The organism is Haliea sp. E17, assembly GCF_048323675.1.
GTDB lineage: Bacteria > Pseudomonadota > Gammaproteobacteria > Pseudomonadales > Halieaceae > Mangrovimicrobium.
The window spans coordinates 221,317-243,807 of the sequence record NZ_JBLWFK010000005.1; the positions used below are offsets into that span (position 1 = coordinate 221,317).

A 22,491-nucleotide genomic window follows, 5' to 3' on the forward strand; every position below is an offset into this window, starting at 1 on the left:
CTGCTTCTTCGGGGGCGCCCTCCCGGCGCCTCCGAACCACACCCTCCTGCCCTGATTTTCCCAACAGCACATACGACAGCGCACCGTGCCGGCTCCTTTACAGGTCGTCGCCGCGAGCGCCTGTTGAGCCCACTACCGGAATGACCGCCCGCTCGGCCAGCGCTGCCCCTGCCGGTGCGGCCGGGGCTCTAGATATCCAGCCAGGCGGGTACCGGCAGCCCCTTGTTCTGCAGGAATACCGGGTTGAACAACTTGCTCTGGTAGCGGTTGCCGTAGTCGCAGAGGATGGTGACGATGGTATGACCCGGCCCCAGTTCCCGCGCCAGGCGCACCGCGCCGGCGATATTGATCGCACTGGAGCCGCCCAGGCACAGGCCCTCGTGTTGCAGTAAATCGTAGATGTAGGGCAGCGCCTCCTCGTCGGCAACGTGCCAGGCGTGGTCCACCTTCGCCTGCGCGATATTGTCGGTGATGTGGTTGATACCGATGCCCTCGGTAATCGAATGACCTTCACTGGGCTCCAGGGCACCGCGGGTGAAGTGACTGAACAGCGATGCGCCGCTGGGGTCGGCAAGTCCGATCTGTACGCCGGGGTTCTTGTCCTTCAGCGCAGTGGAAACGCCCGCCAGGGTACCGCCGGTACCGACGGCACAGATAAAACCGTCCACCTTGCCGTCAGTCTGTTGCCAGATCTCCGTGCCGGTGGTGCTGGCGTGAATTTCCATATTGGCGAGATTGTCGAACTGCCGGGCCCAGATGGCGCCATTGGGTTCCTTTTTCCCCAGCTCGTGTGCGAGGCGCTGCGCCGTGTGGATGTAATGATTCGGGTCCGAATAGGACGTCGCGCCCACCAGGTGCAGGTCGGCACCGAGCAATTCCAGGGTATCGATCTTTTCCTTGCTCTGGGTGATGGGCATGACCACGGTGCTCTTGTACCCCAGCGCGTTGGCCAGCAGGGTCAGGCCGATGCCGGTATTGCCGGCAGTGCCCTCGATAATCCGCCCCCCGGGCTGCAGTTCACCGGCGGCCTCCGCGGCGCGAATGATACCCAGTGCCGTGCGGTCCTTGACCGATTGCCCGGGGTTGAGGAATTCCGCCTTGCCGAGGATGGTGCAGCCGGTCAGTTCGGAGACCTGGCGCAGGTGAAGCAGCGGGGTGTTGCCAATGAGCTGGGTGACGTCGGCGGCGGTGTACACGGGGCGGAATCTCCGGGGGAACAACCGGGGCAGTATGCCACAGGGGGGCGCATCGGTCAGGCTGTCGTCAGAAGTTCGTTAGTCAGTACTCCTGTCGCTTCGAGCCGGCCCACGCGAGCTACCGGGCTTCCCGAAAACCGCAAAAACGGCGTCCTGCCAGCTTGGCTTCGGCCATCCATGGCCTCAGACATTTTCGAGAAGCCCGGTAGCTCGCGCGGTCCTCCCCACTGCCACCTAACAAGATCCCAGTTTCTATTAGGCTGGGTATTGTCACTGAGAGAGGGCCGCATTCCCGGCTAGTGCTCACCGGGGCGTCCGAGGACATGGATGGACCGGCCGGCGCTCCGGGAGGTCGAGCCTGCACAGGGATGTGCGCTTTTTGGCGGTCCCGGTGAGCGGCAAACGGGAATGCGGCCCGTGACCAAAGCACCCTACAGCACAGTCCGATCGTCAATATGCTCCAACGGCAGTTCCGTCCGCTGGATCACCCGCCGCAACTCGAAACTCGAGTGCACACCGGTAACCCCGGGAATGCGGGTCAACTTGCCGAGCAGGAATTTCTCGTAGTACTCCATATCCGCGACCACCACTTTCAGCAGGTAGTCCGCGGCCTGCCCGGTAACCACCGAGCACTCCATGACCTCGGGAAAGCTCATGACCTGCTCTTCGAAAGCCTGGAAGCGGTCCGGGGTGTGGCGGTCCATGCTGATGCCGATATAGGCGGTCAGCTTGAGGCCGAGGCGCGACTGGTCCAGCAGGGTGACATGGCCGCGGATCAGGCCCGATTCCTCGAGGCGCTTGACCCGCCGCGAGCAGGGGGTGGGCGAGAGCCCCACCAGTTCGGCGAGTTCGAGGTTACTTATGCGCGCGTTGCGCTGCATGGCCGCGAGGATGCGGCGGTCTGTGCGGTCGAGTTTCATGGTGATAAATACCCGCTAAGCCATATGATAAGCAATTATTAACTAACAAAAGGTATATTTGTAGCTTAATAGCGCAATTAAAAGTGAAATGAGCGCCATGTTTGCAATCATTCGCTAGGCCCGTGGTCCTATAGTATGTCCAAGGCTGAGCACTGCCCTTCCCATCTGGCCGGGATTACCCCTCCTGCGCCGCGGGCGTCGCCCCACAAGGGCGGCGGGGCACAGCCCCAAATCATCAACGACAAGGATTAGCGCCGTGAGCCAGTTCGACCATCGCAAGTACAAGCCCTTTGAGACCATCCGCAAGACCGATCGCCGCTGGCCGGACCAGGTCATCAGCCAGGCCCCGCGCTGGGCCAGCGTGGACCTGCGTGACGGCAACCAGGCGCTGATCGAGCCGATGACGGCGCGGCAGAAGTCGCGGTTGTGGGACCTGCTGGTGAAGGTCGGCTTCAAGGAGATCGAGGTGGGTTTTCCCTCGGCCTCCAGCCATGACTTCGATTTCGTGCGCGAGTTGATCGACAACAACCGTATCCCGGACGATGTCACTGTGCAGGTACTGGTGCAGGCGCGCCCCGAGCTGATCGAGAAGACCTTCAAGGCGCTGGAAGGCGTGCGCCGGGCGGTGGTGCATGTCTACAACTCCACCTCCACTGTGCAGCGCGAGCAGGTCTTCGGTCTCGATCGCCAGGGTATTATCGATATCGCGGTCAACGGCGCGAAACTGGTCAAGGAACACGCGGCGAAGTATCCGCAGACCGAGTGGGTATTCGAGTATTCGCCGGAAAGCTTTACCGGCACAGAGATCGACTTCGCGGTGGAAGTCTGCAACGCGGTGACCGAGGTCTGGCAGCCGACGCCGGAGAAACCGGTCATCCTCAACCTGCCGGCTACCGTGGAGATGAGCACGCCCAACGTGTATGCGGACCAGATCGAGTGGTTCTGCGACAACGTGGCCCGGCGCGACAGCATTATCATTTCCCTGCACACCCATAACGACCGCGGCTGCGGCGTGGCGGCAGCGGAGCTCGGCGTGATGGCCGGCGCCGACCGGGTGGAAGGTACCCTGCTCGGCAACGGCGAGCGCACCGGCAACATGGATATCGTCACCATGGCGATGAACCTCTACAGCCAGGGTGTTGACCCGATGCTGGACCTGTCCAACATGGACGAGATCATCCAGACCTGCAAGGAGTGCACCCAGTTGCCGGTACACCCGCGGCACCCCTGGGCGGGCGAGCTGGTATTTACCGCGTTTTCCGGCAGCCACCAGGACGCGATCAAGAAGTGCCTGTCCAAACAGGAAGGGCGCGAGCACTGGGAAGTGGCCTACCTGCCGATCGACCCGGCGGACATTGGCCGCTCCTACCAGGAGGTCATCCGCATCAACAGCCAGTCCGGCAAGGGCGGCATCGCCTACGTGCTCGAGCGCGATTACGGCATCGCCATGCCGCGCTGGCTGCAGATCGATTTCAGCCCGGTGGTGCAGGCCTACGCCGAACAGCAGGAGACCGAGGTCGGCTCCGAGGCCATCCACGAGCTGTTCCAGCAAACCTACCTCAACGGCGAGGGGCGCTGGGACCTCGGCAACTACCAGGTAAACCGCGAGGACGGCATGGACCGCCTGCAGGCGGAACTCACCCGCGGCAGCGCCAGGGAGACCATAACCGGTACCGGCAACGGCGTGGTGGCGTCCTTCGTCAACGCGATGGAACAGTTCACCGGCAAGCAGATCGTGCTGGTGGAATACAGCGAACACGCCCTCAGTCACAGCGCCGATGCGGAAGCCATGTGCTACATCCAGCTGAACATTGCCGGCGAGCGCTACTGCGGCTGCGGACGCAGCCACGATATCGTGCAGGCCTCGCTGGACGGCATCCTGCGGGCCATCAACAAGGCCGCGCTGGGCGATTCCGAGGCCGCCGCCTGAACCGCGGGAGCCCGCCGATGACGGCAATGAAAGCGCCGGACCTGGCGGACGTCGAGGCGGCCCGCCAGCGGATTCGCAATCACGTTCACCAGACGCCGGTCATGCACAGCCGGTTGCTCGATGAACTCACCGGTTCCACGGCCCGCTTCAAGTGCGAGCACCTGCAGCGGGTCGGCGCGTTCAAGGCCCGCGGGGCCTTTAACGCGGTGCTGGGCCTGGATGATGCCGTCGCCGCGAAGGGCGTCGCCACTCATTCCTCGGGTAACCACGGTGCCGCACTGGCACTGGCGGCGAGCGTCCGGGGCATCGCCGCACATGTCGTCATGCCAGCGAATACGCCCGCGGCGAAACGGGCGGCGGTGGCGGCCTACGGCGGGCACATCGTCGCATGTGAGCCGACGCTGGCGGCGCGCGAACAGGCCCTTGAGGCCGTGCTCGCCGAGACCGGCGCCCACCCGGTGCATCCCTACCACGACCCGCGGATCATCGCCGGCCAGGGCACGCTTGCCCTGGAGCTGCTGGAACAGGAGCCGGACCTGGAGGTCGTGGCTGTGCCCGTGGGTGGCGGCGGCCTGCTCTCGGGGGTGGCCACGGTGATCAAAAGCCTGCGCCCGTCGATCGAGGTGATCGGCGTCGAGCCCGCCGGTGCCGACGATGCCTTCCGCTCCTTCGGCTTCGGTGAACTGCAGGGCCAGCCGAACCCCGTCACCATTGCCGACGGCCTGCGCGGGGCTCTCGGCCAGCTCAATTTCGAGATCATCCGCCAGCGGGTGGACACCATCGTCACGGTGACCGACGAAGAAATTGTGGAGGCAATGCAATTACTGTGGACTCGCCTCAAGCAGGTGGTCGAGCCCTCCGGGGCGGTGAGCTTCGCTGCCCTCCTCGCCCACCCGGAACGTTTTGCCGGGCGCCGCGCCGGGGTTATATTGTCAGGCGGTAATGTGGATCTGGATTCACTGCCCTGGTAAGAGCATAACCCGCGGGAGAGGCGATGCGCCGTCGCAACTGGGTTCCTGTCATACTGTTCGCGCTGCTGCTGACGGCCTGCAGCAGCACGACTTTCGTCTACAACCGCCTCGACTTCTTCATTCCCTGGTATGTCGGCAAGTACGTCGACCTGGATCGCGCGCAGGAAGAGCAACTCGATGCCCTGCTCGTGCCGTTCCTGCAGTGGCATCGCCAGGATGAGCTTCCCGCCTACAGCAACTGGCTGGCGACGGTACGTGAAGGGCTCAAGGCGCCGCTTGATGTGGCGCAATTGCGCGCCTGGGGCGAGCAGACGCAGGCGGCCTGGGATCGGGTAGAGCTGCGCGGCCTGGACTGGATGATCGCCATCGGTGAAAACCTCAGCGATGCGCAGGTCGCTGCGTTTATCGCCGAGTTGCGGGAAACCCAGGCGGAATACGAGGACGAGGACCTCAGCCGCGACAATGACCAGTACCGCGAAGAGGCACGGGAAAATCTCGAAGACCAGCTCGAGGATTTCCTTGGCCAGATCAACGACGCCCAGGAAAGTATGCTCGACAGCGCTGTGGCACAGCTGTGGCGGGCGGACCGCACCTGGCTGGCGGAACGGGCGCGCTGGCTCGATCGCCTCGAGCAGATACTGCAGCGCCAGCCGGGCTGGCAGGAGGAGCTGCGCCGGGCGGTCATCGAGCGGGAGAGCTTCAACTCAGCCGAGTACCTTGCCACCTACGAGCACAACTCGACAGTGCTCTACGCGGTGATAGCCGAGGTGATCAACAGCCGCAGCGAGCGCCAGGACCGGCATTTGCAGCGCAAGCTGGATGGTTTGCAGCGCGACCTGGCGAGGCTCGCCGCGCCTGCCGGGGAGCCTGGCGCAGCAGGCTCCTGAAGGCGTTCCTCCTGCTGCATACGCCGCAGGTGCCGGTCCAGGCTATTGCCGCGCAGTGCGCGGGGGCCGGCCCGCGCCAGATTACCGTCTGCTCAGGTCTTGATGACTGTCCTGGCGATGGCCTCCATTGCCAGCATGCGCTCGCGCCGGGCGGCGGGAGAGACCGGTGACATCCCCGCCTCGTCGTCCGCCTGCCCCCAGTTGAGAATTGGCCCCCTGGCAAGGTGATTGAATCCCGCTTCGGCCACCTCGTCCGGGCTCGCCAGTCCCTCGGGCGGCGGCAGCTCGTTGCGCGCCAGGATCTCGCGCAGTGCGGGCGTATCGGTGCGCCCGAGCATGAAGTTGAGGACGTCGACGCCGTAGGGGCGCAGCTCGGACCAGAGGCTCTCGCCGAAGCTGAGCATGAAGGATTTGCTGCCCGCGTAGACCGCCAGTCCGCCCATGCCGCCGTAGCTGACGCCGGAGCCGAGCAGGAGGATACCGCCGCGTTCCCGCTCGCGCATCTGGCCGCCGAGGGTGTGGCACAGCTGCAGGCTGGTGGTGACGTTGAGGTGCATCAGCCCCAGCCAGGCCTCGACGGGCGCGTCGAGAAAACGGGCGGTGACGGTATCGGCTCCCGCGTTGGCAATGTACAGCCCGACTTCGCGATCACCGACCGCTTCGATGATGGCTGCGGCCGCGTCCGGGGCGGCGAGGTCCGCGGTTACCACCAGGGTTTCGATCCCCTGGTCCCGCTGCAGCTCAGCGGCGAGTTCCCGCAGGGGTTGTTCGCGCCGGGCAACCAGAATACAGTTCAGCCCCTGCGCGGCAGCCCGCCGGCTGAACGCCGCACCGGTGCCCTCGGAGGCGCCCGTGATCAATGCCCAGGGACCGTACTTTCCGGCGAATGTCGTCATGTCGTTTTCCGTTATCTGTCGGTCGGTGAATTTCACTTGCCGCATCCTACCAGCCAGGCTCCGGAGGTCCATAATTGTGAGCGCTGAATTGACACTGAAAGCGGGTATTTACCGGCATTTCAAGGGCGGTGAATACCGGGTTGAGGGTGTCGCGCGGCATTCGGAAACCCAGGAGCAACTGGTGGTCTATACGCCGCTCTACGGCGAGGGTGGGCTGTGGGTGCGGCCGCTGTCCATGTTTCTCGAAACAGTCTCCCACGCGGGGGAAACCGTACCGCGCTTCGCCTATGTCGGGCCTGCCGGCTGAAGCGCCTGGCCCACATCGCCCTGGTCCAGCGGGTCTCCAGCCGCTCAGTCGTCGCCGCGCAGCGTCAGGCTGTAGTCGTCCTTTAGCGGGAACTCCACGCCGGACACCGGGCGGGTTGCGTAGGGTTGCTCCAGTGCGGCGACCTCCTCCGCACTGAGCTCCAGTTGCAGGGCATCGATCGCGCTGCCCAGGTGATGTGGCCTGGTGGCGCCGATGATGGGCGCACTGACGCCCGGTTGGCGCAGCACCCAGGCAAGCGCCACCTCGGCCGGGCTGACCCCGCGCGCCAGGGCGATTTCCCCCAGTGCCGCGATAATCCGCTGGTCGCTGGCCTCGTATTCACCCTGGAAAGAACTGTAGCGGTTGGCACGGGTGCGGGCGGTCTGCTCATTCGCGGGCCGTACCAGCCTGCCCCCCGCCAGCGGGCTCCAGGGAATGACGCCCACGCCGCTGTCGCGGCACAGCGGCAGCATCTCCCGCTCCTCTTCGCGGTACAGCAGGTTGAGCTGCGGCTGCATGGACACGAAGGGAGTCCAGCCGCGGCTCCGGGCGGTGTGCTGCAGCTTGCTGAATTGCCAGGCCATCATCGACGAGGCGCCGAGGTAGCGGGCCTTGCCGGCCTTGACGATGTCGTGCAGCGCCTCCATGGTCTCCTCGACCGGCGTGTGGGGGTCGAAGCGATGGATCTGGAACAGGTCGACGTGGTCCATGCCCAGCCGACCCAGGCTCTGGTCGATGGCGCTGAACAGGGCCTTGCGCGACAGGCCGCCGGTATTCGGCGCCGGGCGCCAGGCGCCGTAGGCCTTGGTGGCCACCACGACTTCATCGCGGCTGGCCATATCGCGCAGGACGCGACCGGTTATCTCCTCGGAGGTGCCGGCGGTATAGATGTTGGCGGTATCGAAGAAGTTGATCCCCGCTTCCAGCGCCCGGCGGAAGTAGGGTCGGCTCTCCCGTTCATTCAGTACCCAGCCCCAGAAGCTGCCGCCACTCGCCGCATCGCCAAAACTCATGCAGCCGAGGCAGAGGCGGGAAACCTTCAGCCCGGTGTGTCCCAGGTTGACATAGTGCATAGCGCATTGCCTGTTGGAATTATTGCAATGAGATTAGCACAGGACCCGCTGCCGTAGCGGAGCGGGCCCTGTGGTCGAGCGGCGCTGCTCCTGCGGCCTTGCGTTCAGAAAGGAATATCGTTGTCGCCGAAGTCTTCCGGGGTGGGGAAAGGCGGTGCCTCGTCGTAGGGGGGCGGGTTCTCGCCCTGCCCTGCGCTTTCCACGCGCCAGCCCTGCAGGTTGTTGAAGTAGCGGCCGTTGTACTCGCGGCCGCGAATGTCGAAGGTGACCGTCACTTCCTGTCCTGGCTGCAGCGCATCCAGCAGCGTGACCTTGTCCTGCACGAACTCGACGAGGATTTCCTGCGGGTATTTGCCGTCCTCTACAGTGACCACCATTTCCCGCTTGGTAAAGCCGCTGTTGAAGGTTTTCGCGTCGAATATCAGTTTTACCTTGCCGGTGAGTTCGTATGCCATGAATACCCTGTATGTCTGCTCCGGTGGTTGGTTGACGCCGGATAACCCGGCTGCGCTTGCGGATTTCAGTCCAGCAGCGAGAGATCGCGCACCGCGCCCTTGTCCGCGCTGGTGGCCATCTTCGCGTAGACCTTGAGCGCTGCGCTGACCTTGCGCGGGCGGACCTTGGCCGGTTGCCAGGCGGCCTCGCCCTTCGCTTCCATGGCGGCGCGGCGCTGGGCCAGTTCCTCGTCGGTCAGCCGCACGTTGATCGAGCGCCCGGGGATATCGATGTCGATGATATCGCCGTGCTCGACCAGGCCGATGGCGCCGCCGGCCGCTGCCTCGGGTGAGGCGTGGCCGATGGACAGGCCCGAGGTGCCGCCGGAGAAGCGGCCATCGGTGAGCAGCGCGCAGGCCTTGCCAAGTCCTTTCGATTTCAGGTAGCTGGTGGGATACAGCATTTCCTGCATGCCGGGCCCGCCGCGGGGGCCCTCGTAGCGGATGATGACCACGTCACCGGCCTTGACCTTGTCGGCGAGAATGTCGGCGACGGCGTCTTCCTGGCTCTCGCAAATGTAGGCGGGGCCGGAGAATTGCAGGATCGACTCGTCGACGCCAGAGGTCTTCACCACACAGCCGTCCGCGGCGATATTGCCGGTGAGCACCGCGAGGCCACCCTCCAGTGAGAAGGCGTGCTCGAGGGAGCGGATGCAGCCGCCTTCGCGGTCGTCGTCCAGGGACGGCCAGCGGGTGTCCTGGGAAAATGCCGTCTGGGTGGGGATGCCCGCCGGCCCGGCCTTGTAGAACTGGTGTACTTCGGCGTCGTCGGTGCGCTTGATGTCCCACTGCTCCAGCGCGGCGCCGAGGGTCGGGCTGTGCACGGTGGAGCAGCCGCTGTGCAGCAGGCCCGCCCGGTCGAGTTCGCCGAGAATGCCCATGATGCCGCCGGCGCGGTGCACGTCCTCCATGTGGTATTTCGGCGTGTTCGGCGCGACCTTGCACAGTTGCGGCACCTTGCGCGAGAGCCGGTCGATGTCCGCCATGGTGAAATCCAGTTCCGCTTCCTGGGCCGCGGCCAGCAGGTGGAGAATGGTGTTGGTGGAGCCGCCCATGGCGATATCCAGGCTCATGGCGTTCTCGAAGGCCTGGAAGTTGCCGATGTTGCGCGGCAGTACGGATTCGTCGCCCTCGCCGTAGTAGCGCTGGCACAGCTCTACCACTACCTGGCCGGCGCGGTGGAACAGTTTCTCGCGGTCGGCGTGGGTGGCGAGGGTCGAGCCGTTGCCGGGCAGTGACAGGCCCAGCGCCTCGGTCAGGCAGTTCATCGAGTTGGCGGTGAACATGCCGGAGCAGGAGCCGCAGGTGGGGCAGGCAGAGCGCTCGTACTCTGCCACTTTCTCGTCGGAGGCCTCGCTGTCGGCGGCGATGACCATCGCATCGACCAGGTCGAGCTTGTGTTCGGACAGTTTGGTCTTGCCCGCCTCCATCGGTCCGCCGGAGACGAACACCGCTGGGATGTTCAGGCGCATGGCGGCGTTGAGCATGCCGGGGGTGATCTTGTCGCAGTTGGAGATACAGACCATGGCGTCGGCGCAGTGGGCGTTGACCATGTACTCCACCGAGTCGGCGATCAGGTCGCGCGAGGGCAGGCTGTAGAGCATGCCGTCGTGGCCCATGGCGATGCCGTCGTCCACCGCGATGGTGTTGAATTCCTTGGCCACGCCGCCGGCCTTCTCGATCTCCCGGGCCACCAGCTGGCCCAGGTCCTTGAGGTGCACGTGCCCCGGGACAAACTGGGTGAAGGAGTTGACCACGGCGATGATGGGTTTCTTGAAGTCCTCATCCTTCATGCCGGTGGCGCGCCACAGCGCGCGGGCCCCGGCCATGTTGCGGCCGGCGGTGGAAGTCTTGGAGCGATAGTCAGGCATCGTGCTAGTCCGTTGCGGCGCGCTGGATTGGCGCCTGCTGGTGAAGAAAATCAGGCTGCGCAGGATAGCAAATTAACGGGTGCTTGTATCGGCGGGCGGGGCTGGCGGGAGCCCAGAAACAATTCACCCGCGACAGGGCGCGGGTGAACAGGCGTTGTTATTGGTGTTGCTGTTAAAGCTTTACTGCCCTGCTGCTCAGGAGCTGGCGATAGCTTCGTCGCGGCTGCGGAATTTCTGCAGCTCGCTGTTGTAGCTCTCGGCCACTTCCTGGGCGCGGCTCACGAAGTAGTTGTGCTCCAGGTAGCCGAGCTGGTCAGAGCGGCATTCCAGGTATTTTTCCACACCGGCAACGTAGGCCTTGGTGGCTTCCTGGGCCGCGTACATGGCTTCGGCGTCAACGGCGGCGCCGTTGGGGATGGCCGGTGCTGCAGCCGGGCGGCTCGCCAGACAGGCGGCGTTGACGTTGGCGGCCAGCAGCAGTGCCGGTACAGCCAGTAGTGCTTTCTTCGCTTTCATGATGTTACTCCTTGGTGGTTGGTTGAATGTGTTACCCATTCGTTACATATGTTCCCACAATCAAATTTCAATGCAAGGGGTAATTTGTGAATTAATTGCGACATAGCACTGATAAATAAGGATTTTTTGTTCATTTCGTGATCGCCATTGGTGCGCTGCACCAGTTTAGTAACACTATTTGCACCATCTGGTAACATAATTGACATTTGTCAGGCCCGCGCGCGCTGCCGGAAATTCCCCGTGCGCCCGCGCGATTGTGCTGTTACTCATTGAAAACACTGGATTTTTGATCTTGCAGGTACTACGGTTCGCGCAGCGCCCTCACTGCTATAAGGACTTTCCATGCCCGCAATGCCGCGCCTGGCACTTTTTTTTGCGTTTTCTGCCCTGGTTGCCTGTGATGGGGGTAACGATCACCACCCGGGTACCCCGACAGTGCCCGCGGAGCCTCCGCGACCCCGGCTGGAATTCATCAGCAGTGCATCGCCGATAGACCTCGAGGGTATCAACGCGCGTTTCGCCGCGGACATTCCCTACGGCGAGGGAGAGCGCAATCGCCTGGATATCTTCCTCCCCGAGGACTGTGACGAGTCCACGCCACTGGTCATCCACATCCACGGCGGCGGATTCACCGGGGGCGATAAAAGTAACGCCTACGACCTCTTCCCCGGGCATATCCGGGAGCTGCTGCAGTCCTGTGTGGCCTACGCGAGTATCAACTACACGCTGCTCAGCGTGCCCGAAGCGGGCGAAGGCATATCCCTCAGCGAAGCCCAGGGCGGAGTCCTGACCTCGTTACAGGACAGCGCCCGCGCCCTGCAATTCCTGCGCTACTACTACGAGAGCCTGCACCTGGACCCGGAAAACGTCGCCCTGTACGGGGTGTCCGCCGGCGCCGGCACCAGCCTGTGGCTGGGCACCCACGACGACCTGGCCCTGGCAAATGCGGAAGACCCGGTGTTGCGGGAGTCCACGCGGGTCCGCGCGGTGGGGGCACTGGCAACCCAGTCGACCTATGACCTGCTGCGCTGGGAACAGGTGCTGCTGCCGGTAACCGAACCGCTGCAGGCGTACCTGGGTGGGACCGATATCCCGACCATCGCCGCTACCCTCGGTGTCACCAACTACCTGCTGGTGTTTCTCGGGGTCGAGACAGTCGAGGACATCTATTCGCCGGGCAATGCTTCCTACCGGGAAAATGTCGATATGCTGGGCCTGATGGACGCCGGTGACGCGCCGGTCTTCGTGAAGAACTTCCGCACCGGCTTTGACGATCCGCTCAACATGCTGTTGCACCACGGCCTGCACGCCCTCGCGGTGAAGGCCCGTGCCGACGAAGTGGGCCTGGAGAGCGTGGCCTACTCGTCCGATCCGGATTTCCCGCTGACCGATCCCTCCGGTGAGGGGATTGTTTCCTTCCTGAGCCGGCACATCCGCTAGCAGGCGGGGCACTGCCCCGCCACCAGTCGTGAGCGCCGGGAGCTACAGCGGTTTGAAGAAAACCTTGGAGTTGCGCTGCAGGTTGTACAGCGCCTGTTTGCGGCCCGGCAGTGACTCCCGGGTGGCCTCCACGAAGCCCTGTTCCCGGAACCAGTGGCCCGTCTGGGTGCTGAGGACGAACACCCGGTCCAACCCCATGGCCCGGGCCTCGGCTTCCAGCTCCCGCAGCAGGCGGTCGCCGCGTTTGCCGCGCCGGTAATCCGGGTGGCTGACGACGCAGGCAATCTCGCCGCAGCCATCCTCGGGAAAGGGATATAATGCGGCGCAGGCGATAATGCGCCCGTCGCGCTCCAGCAGGCGGAATTGCTCGATTTCATTCTCCAGCAATTCGCGCGAGCGTTTGACCAGGATGCCCTGCTGTTCCAGCGGTTCGATCAGTTCGAGAATACCGCCGACATCGTCGATCCCCGCGCGCCGGCAGGTTTCGAAGTCCGAATCGGACACCAGCGTGCCGCTGCCATCGTGGGTGAACAGCTCTTCCAGCAACGCGCAGTCGTCGCGGTAACTGATGATGTGGCAGCGCGGTACGCCCAGCTGGCAGGCGCGGCTGGCGGTCTGCAGCAGGGTTGCCTGCTCCGCGCTGGCGGCTATTACGGATTCCACCTCACTCACCGCCAGCTGGCGCAATAACTTGCCATCCGCGGTGGCTACGCCCGCGTCCGTGCCGAACAGGATCAGCTTGTCGGCGCCGATCGCCGCGGCGCAATTCATCGCCACGTCTTCCAGCGCCAAATTGAAAATTTCCCCGGTAGGCGAATAGCCGAGCGGTGAAACCAGCACGATGGTCTCGTTGCGCAACTGGTACTGGATGCCCTCGGCGTCGACCCGGCGCACTCTACCGGTGTGCTGGAAATCGACCCCATCAACCACGCCGATCGGTTTCGCGGTGACAAAATTACCGCTGCAGACACGCATCTTCGCCCCCAGCATCGGCGAGTTGGGCAATCCCATGGACAGCAGCGCCTCGATCTGGGCGCGCAGTGAGCCGGCGGCGTCCTTTACATGCTCGAGGGCGGTGGTATCAGTAACCCGCAGGTCCTCGTGGACCGCGCTGTCGATTCCCGCCGCCTCCAGACGCTGGGCGATTTGCGGGCGGGCGCCGTGCACCAGCACGAGTCGCACGCCGAGGCTCTCCAGCAGCGCGATGTCGTGGATGATGTTGGGGAAATTCGGGTCCTGGGCTACTTCGCCACCGAACATCAGCACGAAGGTCTTGCCCCGGTGCAGATTGATGTACGGCGCGGTATTCCTGAACCAGCGGATGTGTTCCCGGCCCTGGGTGCTCACCTGTCTGTGCCTGTGTCGTTTGTTCGAACCGGAAAGGGTACCGAAAGTGGGTCGGTTTCACTAATGGCAATTTTGCACAGCTGTTCGGACTGTTTTGTCTACTTGTGGTGTGGCGGTGGGGTAGGTGGTAATCGAGCCGGCCCGGATACAGGAATACCCTGCACCGGGACCGCCAAAAAGCGCACATCCATGTGCAGGCTCGGCCTCGGCCATCCATGGCCTCGGACGCCCCGGTGCAGGGTATTCCTGTATCCGGGCCTCTTTCGGTGCCATTCCCCGGCATACAGCTACCTGTAGCAAGGGGCGATTAAGCAGCCATAAACAAGAGTCGCCGAATCGTTAATGGGAAATACTGGTTTGCCACTGAAAGAGGACTGAATGCGTGATATGGCCACACGAAAACGTCCGAGGACATGGATGTCCGAGGCCGAGCTGCCATGGATGGCGCTTTTGCGTTTTTCGGGTGGCCATATCACGCATTCAGGCCGGGTATCGAAGCACGGATACCAGAATCCGAATGCAAACTCAGTATGGGTACCGGAGTACCGAGCCAGGATGGTGGAAAGTCGAATCCCGGCTTGAGTTGGTACGAGGGGCTCGATTACAAGCAGTAGTGCCGAATAAACAGCGCCAACAGGTCCACACAGGGATGAATCTGCTCCAGCGGCAGGAACTCGTCCGGCTGATGTGCCCGGTCGATCGACCCTGGTCCAAGGACGATCGTCTCCATACCGAGTTGCTGCAGGAAAGAAGCTTCCGTGGCAAAGGCCACCGCCTCCGCGCTGTGGCCGGTGAGTTGCTCCGCCAGCCGCACCAGCTCACTGTCCGCGGGCTGTTCGAAAGGCTCGACATCCTCGATCAGCTGGCGCACCTCGATCGCGAGGTCGCGTTGCACGCCCAGTGCCCGCAGCCGGGACTGGAGTTCCGCGAGCACCGCCGCATTGCTGCCCGCGGGGGTGAGGCGCAGGTCGAAGTGCAGTTCGCTGTGGCCGCAGATACGGTTGGGGCTGTCGCCGCCGTGCACCCGGCCGAGGTTGAGGGTAGGGGTCGGGACCTCGAAGGCCGGGTTGGGGTAGCGCTGCCCGAGTTCGCCGCGGTAGGCGAGCAGCTCGCCCATGACCGCGTGCAGGCCCTCCAGGGCGCTGTTGCCCAGGGAGGGATTGGAGGAGTGCCCCGCCCTGCCGGTGATGCTGGCGCCGAGCATCATGATGCCCTTGTGCATGCGCACCGGCACCAGCGAGGTCGGCTCGCCGATGATGGCGGCCCGGGCTTTCGGGTAGCCGGCGGCGGCGAGGCTGCGCGCGCCGCACATGGTGCTCTCTTCGTCCGCAGTGGCGAGAATGATCAGCGGTTGTTTGAGCGCGGTACCGGTGAAGCGCTCCGCGGCGGCGAGGGCCAGCGGGAAGAAGCCCTTCATGTCGGTGCTGCCGAGACCGTAGAAACGGTTGTCGCGTTCGTCCAGTGACAGCGGGTCGCTGTGCCAGCGGCCCTCGTCGAAGGGTACGGTGTCGGTGTGGCCGGCGAGGACCAGTCCCCCGGGCCCGCTGCCGCGGGTGGCGACCAGGTTGGCTTTGTGGCCACTGGCGGAGAGCGGCTGGATTTCGGTGTGGAAACCGAGGTCCTCGAGCCAGCTTGCCAGCAGTTCGACGACCTGGCGGTTGCCCTGGTCCCAGCCTGGGTCGGTGGAACTTACCGAGGCGGAGGCGACCAGTTGCTCCAGTCGGGAGCGGATACGTCTGTCGGAGTCGGGCATGGTGTCGTGGCGGGCGCGCGGCGCAGGGCGAGTTCAGCCAAGTCTATGCAAGGCGAGCCGCTACGCCAATAGCGCCGCCGCTCAGGCCGAGAAGATTCCCTTGAAGACGAAGAAGAACAGGATCGCCAGGCCCGCGCCCGCCGGCAGGGTGATCAGCCAGGAAATGAAGATGTTGCCCACTACCTGCAGGTTCAGCGCGCCGATACCGCGGGCGAAGCCCACGCCGAGTACCGCGCCGACCAGGGTGTGGGTGGTGGAGATCGGCAGGCCGGTAGCCGATGCCAGCACCACGGTGCTGGCGGCGCCCAGCTCCGCGGCGAAGCCGCGGCTGGGGGTGAGCTCGGTGATCTTGCGGCCGACGGTTGTAATGACCCGCCAGCCGTAGGTGGCAAGGCCGACCACGATGCCAAGGGCGCCCACCAGCAGGATCCACCAGGGCATGGCCGATTTCGCGGCGATCACGCCGCCGGACTGCACGATGCCGGCGATCGCGGCCAGCGGGCCCACCGCGTTGGCGACGTCGTTGGAGCCGTGGGCGAAGGCCATGGAGCAGGCGGTGAACACCATCAGGATGGCGAATACCCGTTCCACGTTGCCGAAGCGGCTGCCCGGCACGCTGGTCTCGGGGACGCGCCGGATCAACAGTGCGCCGAAGCCGGCAACGACCAGGCCGATGAGCGCAGAAATGGGCAGGGCATTGGCAAACTGGCTGCCGAGGCCCAGGTCGAAATGCAGGCCGACGTGCTTGAGGCCCTTGAGCAGGGTGACCATGGCGATCATGAAGCCCACCATCCACATGTACACCGGAATGAACTTGCGGGCGCGTTCAAAGGGGTTTTCGGTGTCGAGGATCAGGCGCTTGACGCTGATGAACAGGCCGAAGGAGATACTGCCCGCCAGCACCGGCGATACCACCCAGGAGGCCACGATACCGCCGACCTTGTCCCAGTGAATGGCCTCCACCGAGATACCGACCGCGGCGAAGCCGACGATGGCGCCGACAATCGAGTGGGTGGTGGAGACCGGCCAGCCCTTCATGCTGGCGATCAGCAGCCAGGTGCCCGCCGCCAGCAGCGCGGAGAGCATGCCGTAGACCATCAATTCGGGGTCATCAGCCAGTACCTCCGGGTCGATGATGCCCTTGCGAATGGTTGCGGTGACCTCCCCGCCGGCGAGGTAAGCGCCGAGGAACTCGAAGACCATGGCGATCAGGATCGCCTGGGTGATGGTCAGCGCCCGTGAGCCCACCGAGGTGCCCATGGCGTTGGCGACGTCGTTGGCGCCGATACCCCAGGCCATGAAAAAGCCGAACAGGCAGGCCATCACGAGGAATACCCCGCCGTATTGCGCGATGATTTCCATGAGTCGGTGTTCCTCTTGTTCTTACTTGGCGAGCAGGATCTGCAGGTGGTTGCCGACGTTTTCGGCGGTATCCGCGACTTTGCCGATGGCGGCAATGGTGCGGTAATAGAACATCACGTCCACCGGTTTGCACTCGTCCTCGATGCGGTAGAGGGCGCGGCGCAGATTGAACTGCTGTTTATCAGTCTGGCGTTCCAGCCGGTGCAGTTCCTTGAGCATCGACTCGACCAGTTTCACCTCGCGGCCGCTGAATCCCACTTCCAGCAGTTCATCCAGTTCCTGGATAGCGTTCAGGGCCTGTTCCACGGTGGCGACGCAGGTTTGGGTAAATTCGAGGGTGGCGGGGAAAATGGCATCGGGAAAGCGCAGGTCGCGGCTCAGGACGATGCCGCAGATGTCCTTGGCGGTATTGGCGACCTGGTCCTGGATGCCGATCAGCGCCAGCAGGTCGGAACGCGGCACCGGCAGGAACAGGCTCTTGGGCAGGTGGCGACGCACCGAGCGCTTGAGCTTGTCGGCTTCCTTCTCCGCCTTGTTGACCGCGCGGTTGAGCTCGTTGGCGAGCTTCCAGTCCGCATCCGCGGCGGCCTGCATGAACGCAGGGAGGTGGCGGACGGCCTCGCAGGCGACCTGCATGTGTTCCTGAATCGGGCCGATCGGTGAGCGGCCGAAGAGGTTGCTCAGTGGGTTGCTGCTCGGCATGCTGTGGCTCCGGAAATCCGTTGCTTCAGGGGGCGCATTATAGGCACTGTGGGCCCGGACGCCAGAGCTTTTGTCGATAGCGCCAGTATTACTGCCGGGAAGGGCATTGCCCTGTGCTAGCATTATTGCCCTTGGGGCGCATGCGCTGATCGGGAATCCGTATTTCATGGCGACAAACCAGAGCTTGCACAGCGGTGAACAGAAGCTGGACCTGGGCAACCTCGCCCGCCAGCTGCATGCCGACGGCCGTATGGGCAAGGCCGAGCTGGAAAAGGTACTGAAACTGGCGCGGGTCTCCGTGCATCCCCTGGTCGCACTGGCTGAATTCAAATTCCCTGATCTCGCCAATCCCGGCCAGACCCTGGAAATGGATGTCCTGCTGGGCTGGCTGGCCCGGCGCTGCGGGCAACCGGTCTATTCCATCGATCCACTCAAGATCAACGTTAGCGCGGTCGCCGAAGTGATGTCCCGCGCCTTTGCCGAGCGCCACCGCATCCTCGCAGTCGAGGTGCGCGACAACGACGTGCTGATTGCATCGGCGGAACCCTGGATTCGCGGTTGGGAGGGCAACCTCGAACACGTGCTGCGCAAGCGGGTGATGCGGGTGCTGGCGGACCCCAGGGATATCGCCCGCCACACCGCGGAGTTCTATACCATGGCCGGCTCGGTGCTCGGCGCGCGCCGCTCCGACCAGGCCGACCTGCGCACCGGTACCGGCAACCTGGAGCAGATGCTGGAACTCGGCTCCATGCGCGAGCTGGACGCCAACGACCAGCATGTGGTGAGTATTGTCGACTGGTTGCTGCAGTACGCTTTCGAACAGCGCGCCAGCGATATTCACATCGAGCCGCGACGGGATATCGGCAACGTCCGCTTTCGCATCGACGGTGTCCTGCACAGCGTCTATGAATTGCCCGGCAAGGTCTGCGCGGCGGTGACCAGCCGGGTCAAGATTCTCGGCCGCATGGACGTCGCCGAAAAACGCCGTCCCCAGGATGGCCGGCTGAAGACCCGCACCCCGGAGGGCAACGAGGTCGAGCTGCGTCTCGCCACCCTGCCCACCGCGTTCGGCGAAAAACTGGTGATGCGGATTTTCGACCCGGACATGCTCAACAAGAGCTTCCGCCAGCTCGGCCTCGCGGCGGACGATCTCGACAACTGGAACCGCATGACCAACATGGGCAACGGGATCGTCCTGGTCACCGGCCCAACCGGCTCGGGCAAGACCACCACGCTCTATTCCACCCTGCGCCAGCTGGCGACCTCCGAGGTCAATGTCTGCACCATCGAGGACCCGATCGAGATGATGGAGCCGGCCTTCAACCAGATGCAGGTCAACCACGGCATCGGCCTGGACTTCGCCACCGGGGTGCGCGCGCTGATGCGGCAGGACCCGGACATCATCATGATCGGCGAGATCCGCGACCTGGAAACCGCCAACATGGCGGTGCAGGCGGCCCTCACCGGCCACCTGGTGCTGTCCACCCTGCATACCAACGACTCGCCCAGCTCCCTGTCCCGGTTGCTGGAACTGGGGGTGCCCGCCTACCTGATCAAGGCGACCGTGCGCGGGATCATGTCCCAGCGGCTGGTGCGCATCCTCTGCCCCCACTGCAAGCGAATGGAGCCGCTCGACGCGGATGCCTGGAACCAGCTGGTGTCGCCCTGGCAGCTGGCGCCGCCGGCCCAGGTGGCGCGCCCGGTGGGCTGCAAGGCGTGCCGCAATACCGGTTACATGGGGCGCCAGGGCATCTATGAGGTGCTGGTCTGCAGCCAGCCGGTGCAGGCGGAAATCCACTCCCACCTCGAGGCGGCAAGGGTCCGCGAGGTAGCCATGGCAGAAGGCATGCAGACCCTGCGGCTCTCCGGTGCCGCCAGGGTGGCCCGCGGTGAGACCACCATCGAGGAAGTCCTGCGGGTCGCGCCGGCGCTGGAGAGCTGAGCAGGCGATGGCGATCGATACCCAGGGACTGCCGGAGCCACTGGCCGCCGAAGCGCAGACCCAGTGGCAGCGTATCCTGGAGCGGGCGGCGCAAGCCGCGGCGCTGGAGAGTGCGGCGGCGCAGGCACCGGTGTCCGGCCAGATTGCGCGGGTGCTGGCCTGCAGTCCATTCGTCGCCGACTTTGGCCGCAGCCACCCGGAGCGCCTGCTGGCGCTGATGCAGGACCCCTGGTTGCAACGGCCGGTGGATGCCGGGACCATCCGCGCGCAGCTCGCCAGCCAACTGGCGGCAGGGGATGTGGAACTTAACCCGCAGCTGCGGCGCTTCCGCCAGTACCATATGGCGCGCATCATCTGGCGCGACTTCTGCCGCCTGGCCGACACCCTGGAAACCATCACCACCACCTCGGCGCTGGCCGACGCCTGCATCACCGAATCGCTCGCGGTGCTGGCCCCGGCGCTGGAAGCAAAGCTCGGCTGCCCGATCGGGCGTTTCAGCGATGAGCCGCAACAGCTCATCGTGCTGGCGATGGGCAAGCTGGGGGCCAACGAACTGAATGTGTCATCGGACATCGACCTGTTGTTCGTCTACCCCGAAAGCGGCGAGACCCGGGACGGCAAGCGCTCGGTCAGCAATGAGCAGTTCTTCACCCGCCTCGGCCAGGGCCTGATCAGCGCCCTCGACCAGCACACCGCGGAGGGCTTCGTTTTCCGCGTCGACATGCGCCTGCGCCCCTACGGCGAGAGTGGCGCGCTGGTGCACAGCTTCGCCGCGCTGGAAGAGTACTACCAGGACCAGGGCCGTGACTGGGAGCGCTACGCCATGATCAAGGCGCGCCCGGTGACCGGCAGCCCGGAGCGCTACGTCGACCTGATGAACGCCCTGCGGCCTTTTGTCTTCCGCCGCTACGTCGATTTCAGCGCCATAGAAAGCCTGCGCAGCATGAAGCAGATGATTACCGCCGAGGTGCGCCGGCGCGGGCTCGAGGAAAACGTCAAGCTGGGTAGTGGCGGTATCCGCGAGGTGGAATTCATCGTCCAGTGTTTCCAGCTGATTCGCGGCGGCCGCGATCTCGGACTGCAGCAGCGGGAACTGCTGCGGGTGCTGGATGAATGCGTCACTCTGGGCTGCCTCCCGGCCGCCGCCGCGGACGAGCTGCGCGCGGCCTACCTGTTCCTGCGCGACAGCGAGCACGCCATACAGGGCTACCAGGATCGCCAGACCCAGGAGCTGCCGGTGGACGACCTGCCGCGCCTGGCGCTGGCTACGGTAATGGGTTTTGCCAGTTGGGGAACTTACCTCGCGGCCCTGCAGGACCATCGGCAGCGCGTGGCGGCGCATTTCGCCGAGCTGATTGCGCCGCCAGAGGAGGAGTATGGTGAGCGCGAGGAAGATCCGGGTTACCTCTGGCAGGATGACCTCGAACCGCAACCGCTGGTCGAGCTGGGCTATCGGGACGCCGCAGCCGCCTGTGCCGAGCTGACGCAGTTGCGCGCCAGCCCCCGGGTGGCCTCCCTGCAGGTCACCGGCCGCGACCGCCTCGACCAGTTCATGCCGCAACTGGTGCTGGCCTGCGCCGAGACCGACGACCCGGACCTTGCGCTGCAACGGCTGCTGCCGCTGGTAGTCGCGGTGGCACGCCGCAGCGCCTACCTGGTGCTGCTGCTGGAAAACCCGCCGGCGCTGCACGAACTGGTGCGCCTGTGCGCCGCCAGCCCGTGGATTGCCGACCAGATGTCGCGTCACCCCGCCCTGCTGGATGAGTTGCTCGACCGCGGCAGCCTCTATCACCCGCCGGGCAAGGAGGAGTTGCGCAGCCTGCTGACCCAAGAGGTGGCGCGGATTCCCATCGAGGATCTCGAGGCGCAGATGGACGCCCTGCGCTACTTCAAGGCGGCCCAGGTGTTGCGTGTGGCGGCCAGCGAGATCGCCGGCCGGCTGCCGGTGATGAAGGTTAGCGACAACCTCACCTGGATCGCCGAGGTGGTACTGGAACAGGTGTTGGCGGTGGCCTGGGCGGACCTCAACCGCAAGTACGGGGAACCGGCGCGGGACAGTTCGGGTTACGGTATGGCGGTGTTCGGATACGGCAAGCTGGGGGGTATCGAACTCGGGTACGGCTCCGATCTCGACCTGGTATTTGTCAGCAACAGCCAGCGCCAGGGGGCGACCGACGGCGAGCGCAGTATCGACAACGCGGTGTTCTACACCCGCCTCGCCCAGCGCATCATCCATATCCTGGAGGCGCGCATGGCGCTGGGACAGCTCTACGAAGTCGATATGCGCCTGCGTCCGGACGGCGATTCCGGGGTCCTGGTGCCCAGCGTGGAAGCCTTCGGCAATTACCAGCGCAGCGGCGCCTGGACCTGGGAGCACCAGGCGCTGGTGCGGGCCCGCAGTGTCGCCGGCGATCCCCTTGTCGCCGACCAGGTGGAGGCGATCCGCCGGGAAATCCTCTGCCAGCAGCGCGATGCAACTGCGCTGGCCGGGGAGGTGGTCGGCATGCGCCAGCGCATGCGCGAGCACCTCCTGCCGCAGGAAGATGCCGGGCGTTTCCATTTGAAACAGGGTACCGGCGGTATCGTGGATATCGAATTCATGGTGCAGTACGCGGTGCTGGCCTGGTCCCACGGTTGCCACCAGCTGGCCCGCTGGCCGGACAATATGCGCATCCTCGAGACCCTGGCCGCCACCGGCCTGTTTACGGCGCAGCGCGCCGCGGCACTCGGCGCAGCCTATCTCGCCTTCCGCAGCGCCTCCCACCAGCTCGCCCTGCAACAGCTGCCCGGGGAAGTCGACGCCGTGGAGTTTGCCGGTCATCGCGAGGCGGTACTCACAGCCTGGCGGGAGCTCTTCGGCGCAGGCAGCGAGGGGGGGTAGCCG

Annotated in this window: 18 protein-coding genes; 7 read left to right on the forward strand and 11 right to left on the reverse strand. The window is 64.7% G+C overall.

Annotated features, from left to right (window positions below):
• Positions 1-188 precede the first annotated feature (188 nt).
• Entirely contained in the window at positions 189-1,196 is a 1,008-nt protein-coding gene (locus ACNKU3_RS14475) for a cysteine synthase A (RefSeq protein ID WP_418260214.1), read from the reverse strand.
• Positions 1,197-1,627: 431 nt separating this feature from the next.
• Positions 1,628-2,116 (reverse strand): Lrp/AsnC family transcriptional regulator, encoded by a 489-nt coding sequence (locus tag ACNKU3_RS14480; protein ID WP_418260215.1) that lies wholly within the window; start codon positions 2,114-2,116, stop codon positions 1,628-1,630.
• Positions 2,117-2,372: 256 nt separating this feature from the next.
• On the opposite strand from ACNKU3_RS14480, the gene leuA reads away from it, so the two are divergent.
• Genes leuA through ACNKU3_RS14495 form a run of 3 tightly spaced genes read left to right on the forward strand, consistent with a single transcriptional unit; the run spans position 2,373 to position 5,904 of the window.
• Positions 2,373-4,046: a 2-isopropylmalate synthase gene (leuA, locus tag ACNKU3_RS14485; protein WP_418260216.1), complete on the forward strand. Its 1,674-nt coding sequence runs from the start codon at positions 2,373-2,375 to the stop codon at positions 4,044-4,046.
• Positions 4,047-4,063: 17 nt separating this feature from the next.
• The gene (locus ACNKU3_RS14490; protein ID WP_418260218.1) at positions 4,064-5,017 is read left to right on the forward strand and encodes a pyridoxal-phosphate dependent enzyme; all 954 of its coding nucleotides are present in this window, start codon (positions 4,064-4,066) and stop codon (positions 5,015-5,017) included.
• 23 nt (positions 5,018-5,040) lie between these two features.
• Positions 5,041-5,904: a DUF6279 family lipoprotein gene (locus ACNKU3_RS14495; RefSeq protein ID WP_418260219.1), complete on the forward strand. Its 864-nt coding sequence runs from the start codon at positions 5,041-5,043 to the stop codon at positions 5,902-5,904.
• A gap of 92 nt (positions 5,905-5,996) precedes the next feature.
• Here the strand turns inward: ACNKU3_RS14495 and ACNKU3_RS14500 are convergent, their stop codons facing one another.
• The gene (locus ACNKU3_RS14500) at positions 5,997-6,800 is read right to left on the reverse strand and encodes an SDR family NAD(P)-dependent oxidoreductase (RefSeq protein WP_418260220.1); all 804 of its coding nucleotides are present in this window, start codon (positions 6,798-6,800) and stop codon (positions 5,997-5,999) included.
• A 76-nt stretch (positions 6,801-6,876) separates the two neighbouring features.
• Between ACNKU3_RS14500 and ACNKU3_RS14505 the strand changes: the two genes are divergently transcribed.
• The gene (locus ACNKU3_RS14505; RefSeq protein ID WP_418260221.1) at positions 6,877-7,107 is read left to right on the forward strand and encodes a DUF1653 domain-containing protein; all 231 of its coding nucleotides are present in this window, start codon (positions 6,877-6,879) and stop codon (positions 7,105-7,107) included.
• A gap of 44 nt (positions 7,108-7,151) precedes the next feature.
• Here the strand turns inward: ACNKU3_RS14505 and ACNKU3_RS14510 are convergent, their stop codons facing one another.
• The 4 genes from ACNKU3_RS14510 to ACNKU3_RS14525 all read right to left on the reverse strand — a co-directional run bounded on the left by ACNKU3_RS14510 (position 7,152) and on the right by ACNKU3_RS14525 (position 11,061).
• Positions 7,152-8,180 carry an aldo/keto reductase gene (locus ACNKU3_RS14510; protein ID WP_418260222.1) on the reverse strand — a complete coding sequence of 343 codons (1,029 nt, stop codon included), beginning with the start codon at positions 8,178-8,180 and terminating at the stop codon, positions 7,152-7,154.
• 104 nt (positions 8,181-8,284) lie between these two features.
• Positions 8,285-8,635, reverse strand: coding sequence for a DUF3127 domain-containing protein (locus ACNKU3_RS14515; protein WP_418260223.1), 351 nt, complete (start codon positions 8,633-8,635; stop codon positions 8,285-8,287).
• Between the two features lie 65 nt (positions 8,636-8,700).
• Positions 8,701-10,545, reverse strand: coding sequence for a dihydroxy-acid dehydratase (gene ilvD, locus ACNKU3_RS14520; RefSeq protein ID WP_418260224.1), 1,845 nt, complete (start codon positions 10,543-10,545; stop codon positions 8,701-8,703).
• Between the two features lie 195 nt (positions 10,546-10,740).
• Positions 10,741-11,061, reverse strand: a complete 321-nt coding sequence (locus ACNKU3_RS14525) for a hypothetical protein (RefSeq protein ID WP_418260225.1) — start codon at positions 11,059-11,061, stop codon at positions 10,741-10,743.
• 342 nt (positions 11,062-11,403) lie between these two features.
• Here ACNKU3_RS14525 and ACNKU3_RS14530 point away from each other — a divergent pair, with 342 nt between their 5' ends.
• A complete protein-coding gene (locus tag ACNKU3_RS14530) occupies positions 11,404-12,501 on the forward strand; it encodes a hypothetical protein (protein ID WP_418260226.1) in 1,098 nt (365 codons plus the stop codon).
• Between the two features lie 42 nt (positions 12,502-12,543).
• On the opposite strand, the gene argA is transcribed toward ACNKU3_RS14530, so the two are convergent.
• The 4 genes from argA to ACNKU3_RS14550 form a co-directional block, all read right to left on the reverse strand.
• Positions 12,544-13,848, reverse strand: a complete 1,305-nt coding sequence (gene argA, locus ACNKU3_RS14535) for an amino-acid N-acetyltransferase (RefSeq protein WP_418260227.1) — start codon at positions 13,846-13,848, stop codon at positions 12,544-12,546.
• Between the two features lie 601 nt (positions 13,849-14,449).
• Positions 14,450-15,601, reverse strand: a complete 1,152-nt coding sequence (gene argE, locus ACNKU3_RS14540; protein WP_418260228.1) for an acetylornithine deacetylase — start codon at positions 15,599-15,601, stop codon at positions 14,450-14,452.
• An 81-nt stretch (positions 15,602-15,682) separates the two neighbouring features.
• The gene (locus ACNKU3_RS14545; RefSeq protein ID WP_418260229.1) at positions 15,683-16,963 is read right to left on the reverse strand and encodes an inorganic phosphate transporter; all 1,281 of its coding nucleotides are present in this window, start codon (positions 16,961-16,963) and stop codon (positions 15,683-15,685) included.
• Positions 16,964-16,984: 21 nt separating this feature from the next.
• Complete coding sequence (locus tag ACNKU3_RS14550) at positions 16,985-17,665, reverse strand: TIGR00153 family protein (RefSeq protein ID WP_418260230.1); 681 nt, start codon at positions 17,663-17,665, stop codon at positions 16,985-16,987.
• A 166-nt stretch (positions 17,666-17,831) separates the two neighbouring features.
• Between ACNKU3_RS14550 and ACNKU3_RS14555 the strand changes: the two genes are divergently transcribed.
• Positions 17,832-19,607 carry a GspE/PulE family protein gene (locus ACNKU3_RS14555; protein WP_418260231.1) on the forward strand — a complete coding sequence of 592 codons (1,776 nt, stop codon included), beginning with the start codon at positions 17,832-17,834 and terminating at the stop codon, positions 19,605-19,607.
• A 7-nt stretch (positions 19,608-19,614) separates the two neighbouring features.
• Positions 19,615-22,488 carry a bifunctional [glutamate--ammonia ligase]-adenylyl-L-tyrosine phosphorylase/[glutamate--ammonia-ligase] adenylyltransferase gene (gene glnE / locus ACNKU3_RS14560; protein ID WP_418260232.1) on the forward strand — a complete coding sequence of 958 codons (2,874 nt, stop codon included), beginning with the start codon at positions 19,615-19,617 and terminating at the stop codon, positions 22,486-22,488.
• Positions 22,489-22,491: the final 3 nt, after the last annotated feature.

Coding starts and splice junctions, on each gene's coding strand:
- ilvD (WP_418260224.1), bottom strand. CDS start 10,545: ATGCCTGACTATCGCTCCAAGACTTCCACCGCCGGCCGCAACATGGCC.
- argE (WP_418260228.1), bottom strand. CDS start 15,601: ATGCCCGACTCCGACAGACGTATCCGCTCCCGACTGGAGCAACTGGTC.
- ACNKU3_RS14515 (WP_418260223.1), bottom strand. CDS start 8,635: ATGGCATACGAACTCACCGGCAAGGTAAAACTGATATTCGACGCGAAA.
- ACNKU3_RS14530 (WP_418260226.1), top strand. CDS start 11,404: ATGCCCGCAATGCCGCGCCTGGCACTTTTTTTTGCGTTTTCTGCCCTG.
- ACNKU3_RS14480 (WP_418260215.1), bottom strand. CDS start 2,116: ATGAAACTCGACCGCACAGACCGCCGCATCCTCGCGGCCATGCAGCGC.
- ACNKU3_RS14510 (WP_418260222.1), bottom strand. CDS start 8,180: ATGCACTATGTCAACCTGGGACACACCGGGCTGAAGGTTTCCCGCCTC.
- ACNKU3_RS14525 (WP_418260225.1), bottom strand. CDS start 11,061: ATGAAAGCGAAGAAAGCACTACTGGCTGTACCGGCACTGCTGCTGGCC.
- ACNKU3_RS14555 (WP_418260231.1), top strand. CDS start 17,832: ATGGCGACAAACCAGAGCTTGCACAGCGGTGAACAGAAGCTGGACCTG.
- glnE (WP_418260232.1), top strand. CDS start 19,615: ATGGCGATCGATACCCAGGGACTGCCGGAGCCACTGGCCGCCGAAGCG.
- ACNKU3_RS14490 (WP_418260218.1), top strand. CDS start 4,064: ATGACGGCAATGAAAGCGCCGGACCTGGCGGACGTCGAGGCGGCCCGC.
- ACNKU3_RS14550 (WP_418260230.1), bottom strand. CDS start 17,665: ATGCCGAGCAGCAACCCACTGAGCAACCTCTTCGGCCGCTCACCGATC.
- ACNKU3_RS14495 (WP_418260219.1), top strand. CDS start 5,041: ATGCGCCGTCGCAACTGGGTTCCTGTCATACTGTTCGCGCTGCTGCTG.
- ACNKU3_RS14545 (WP_418260229.1), bottom strand. CDS start 16,963: ATGGAAATCATCGCGCAATACGGCGGGGTATTCCTCGTGATGGCCTGC.
- ACNKU3_RS14500 (WP_418260220.1), bottom strand. CDS start 6,800: ATGACGACATTCGCCGGAAAGTACGGTCCCTGGGCATTGATCACGGGC.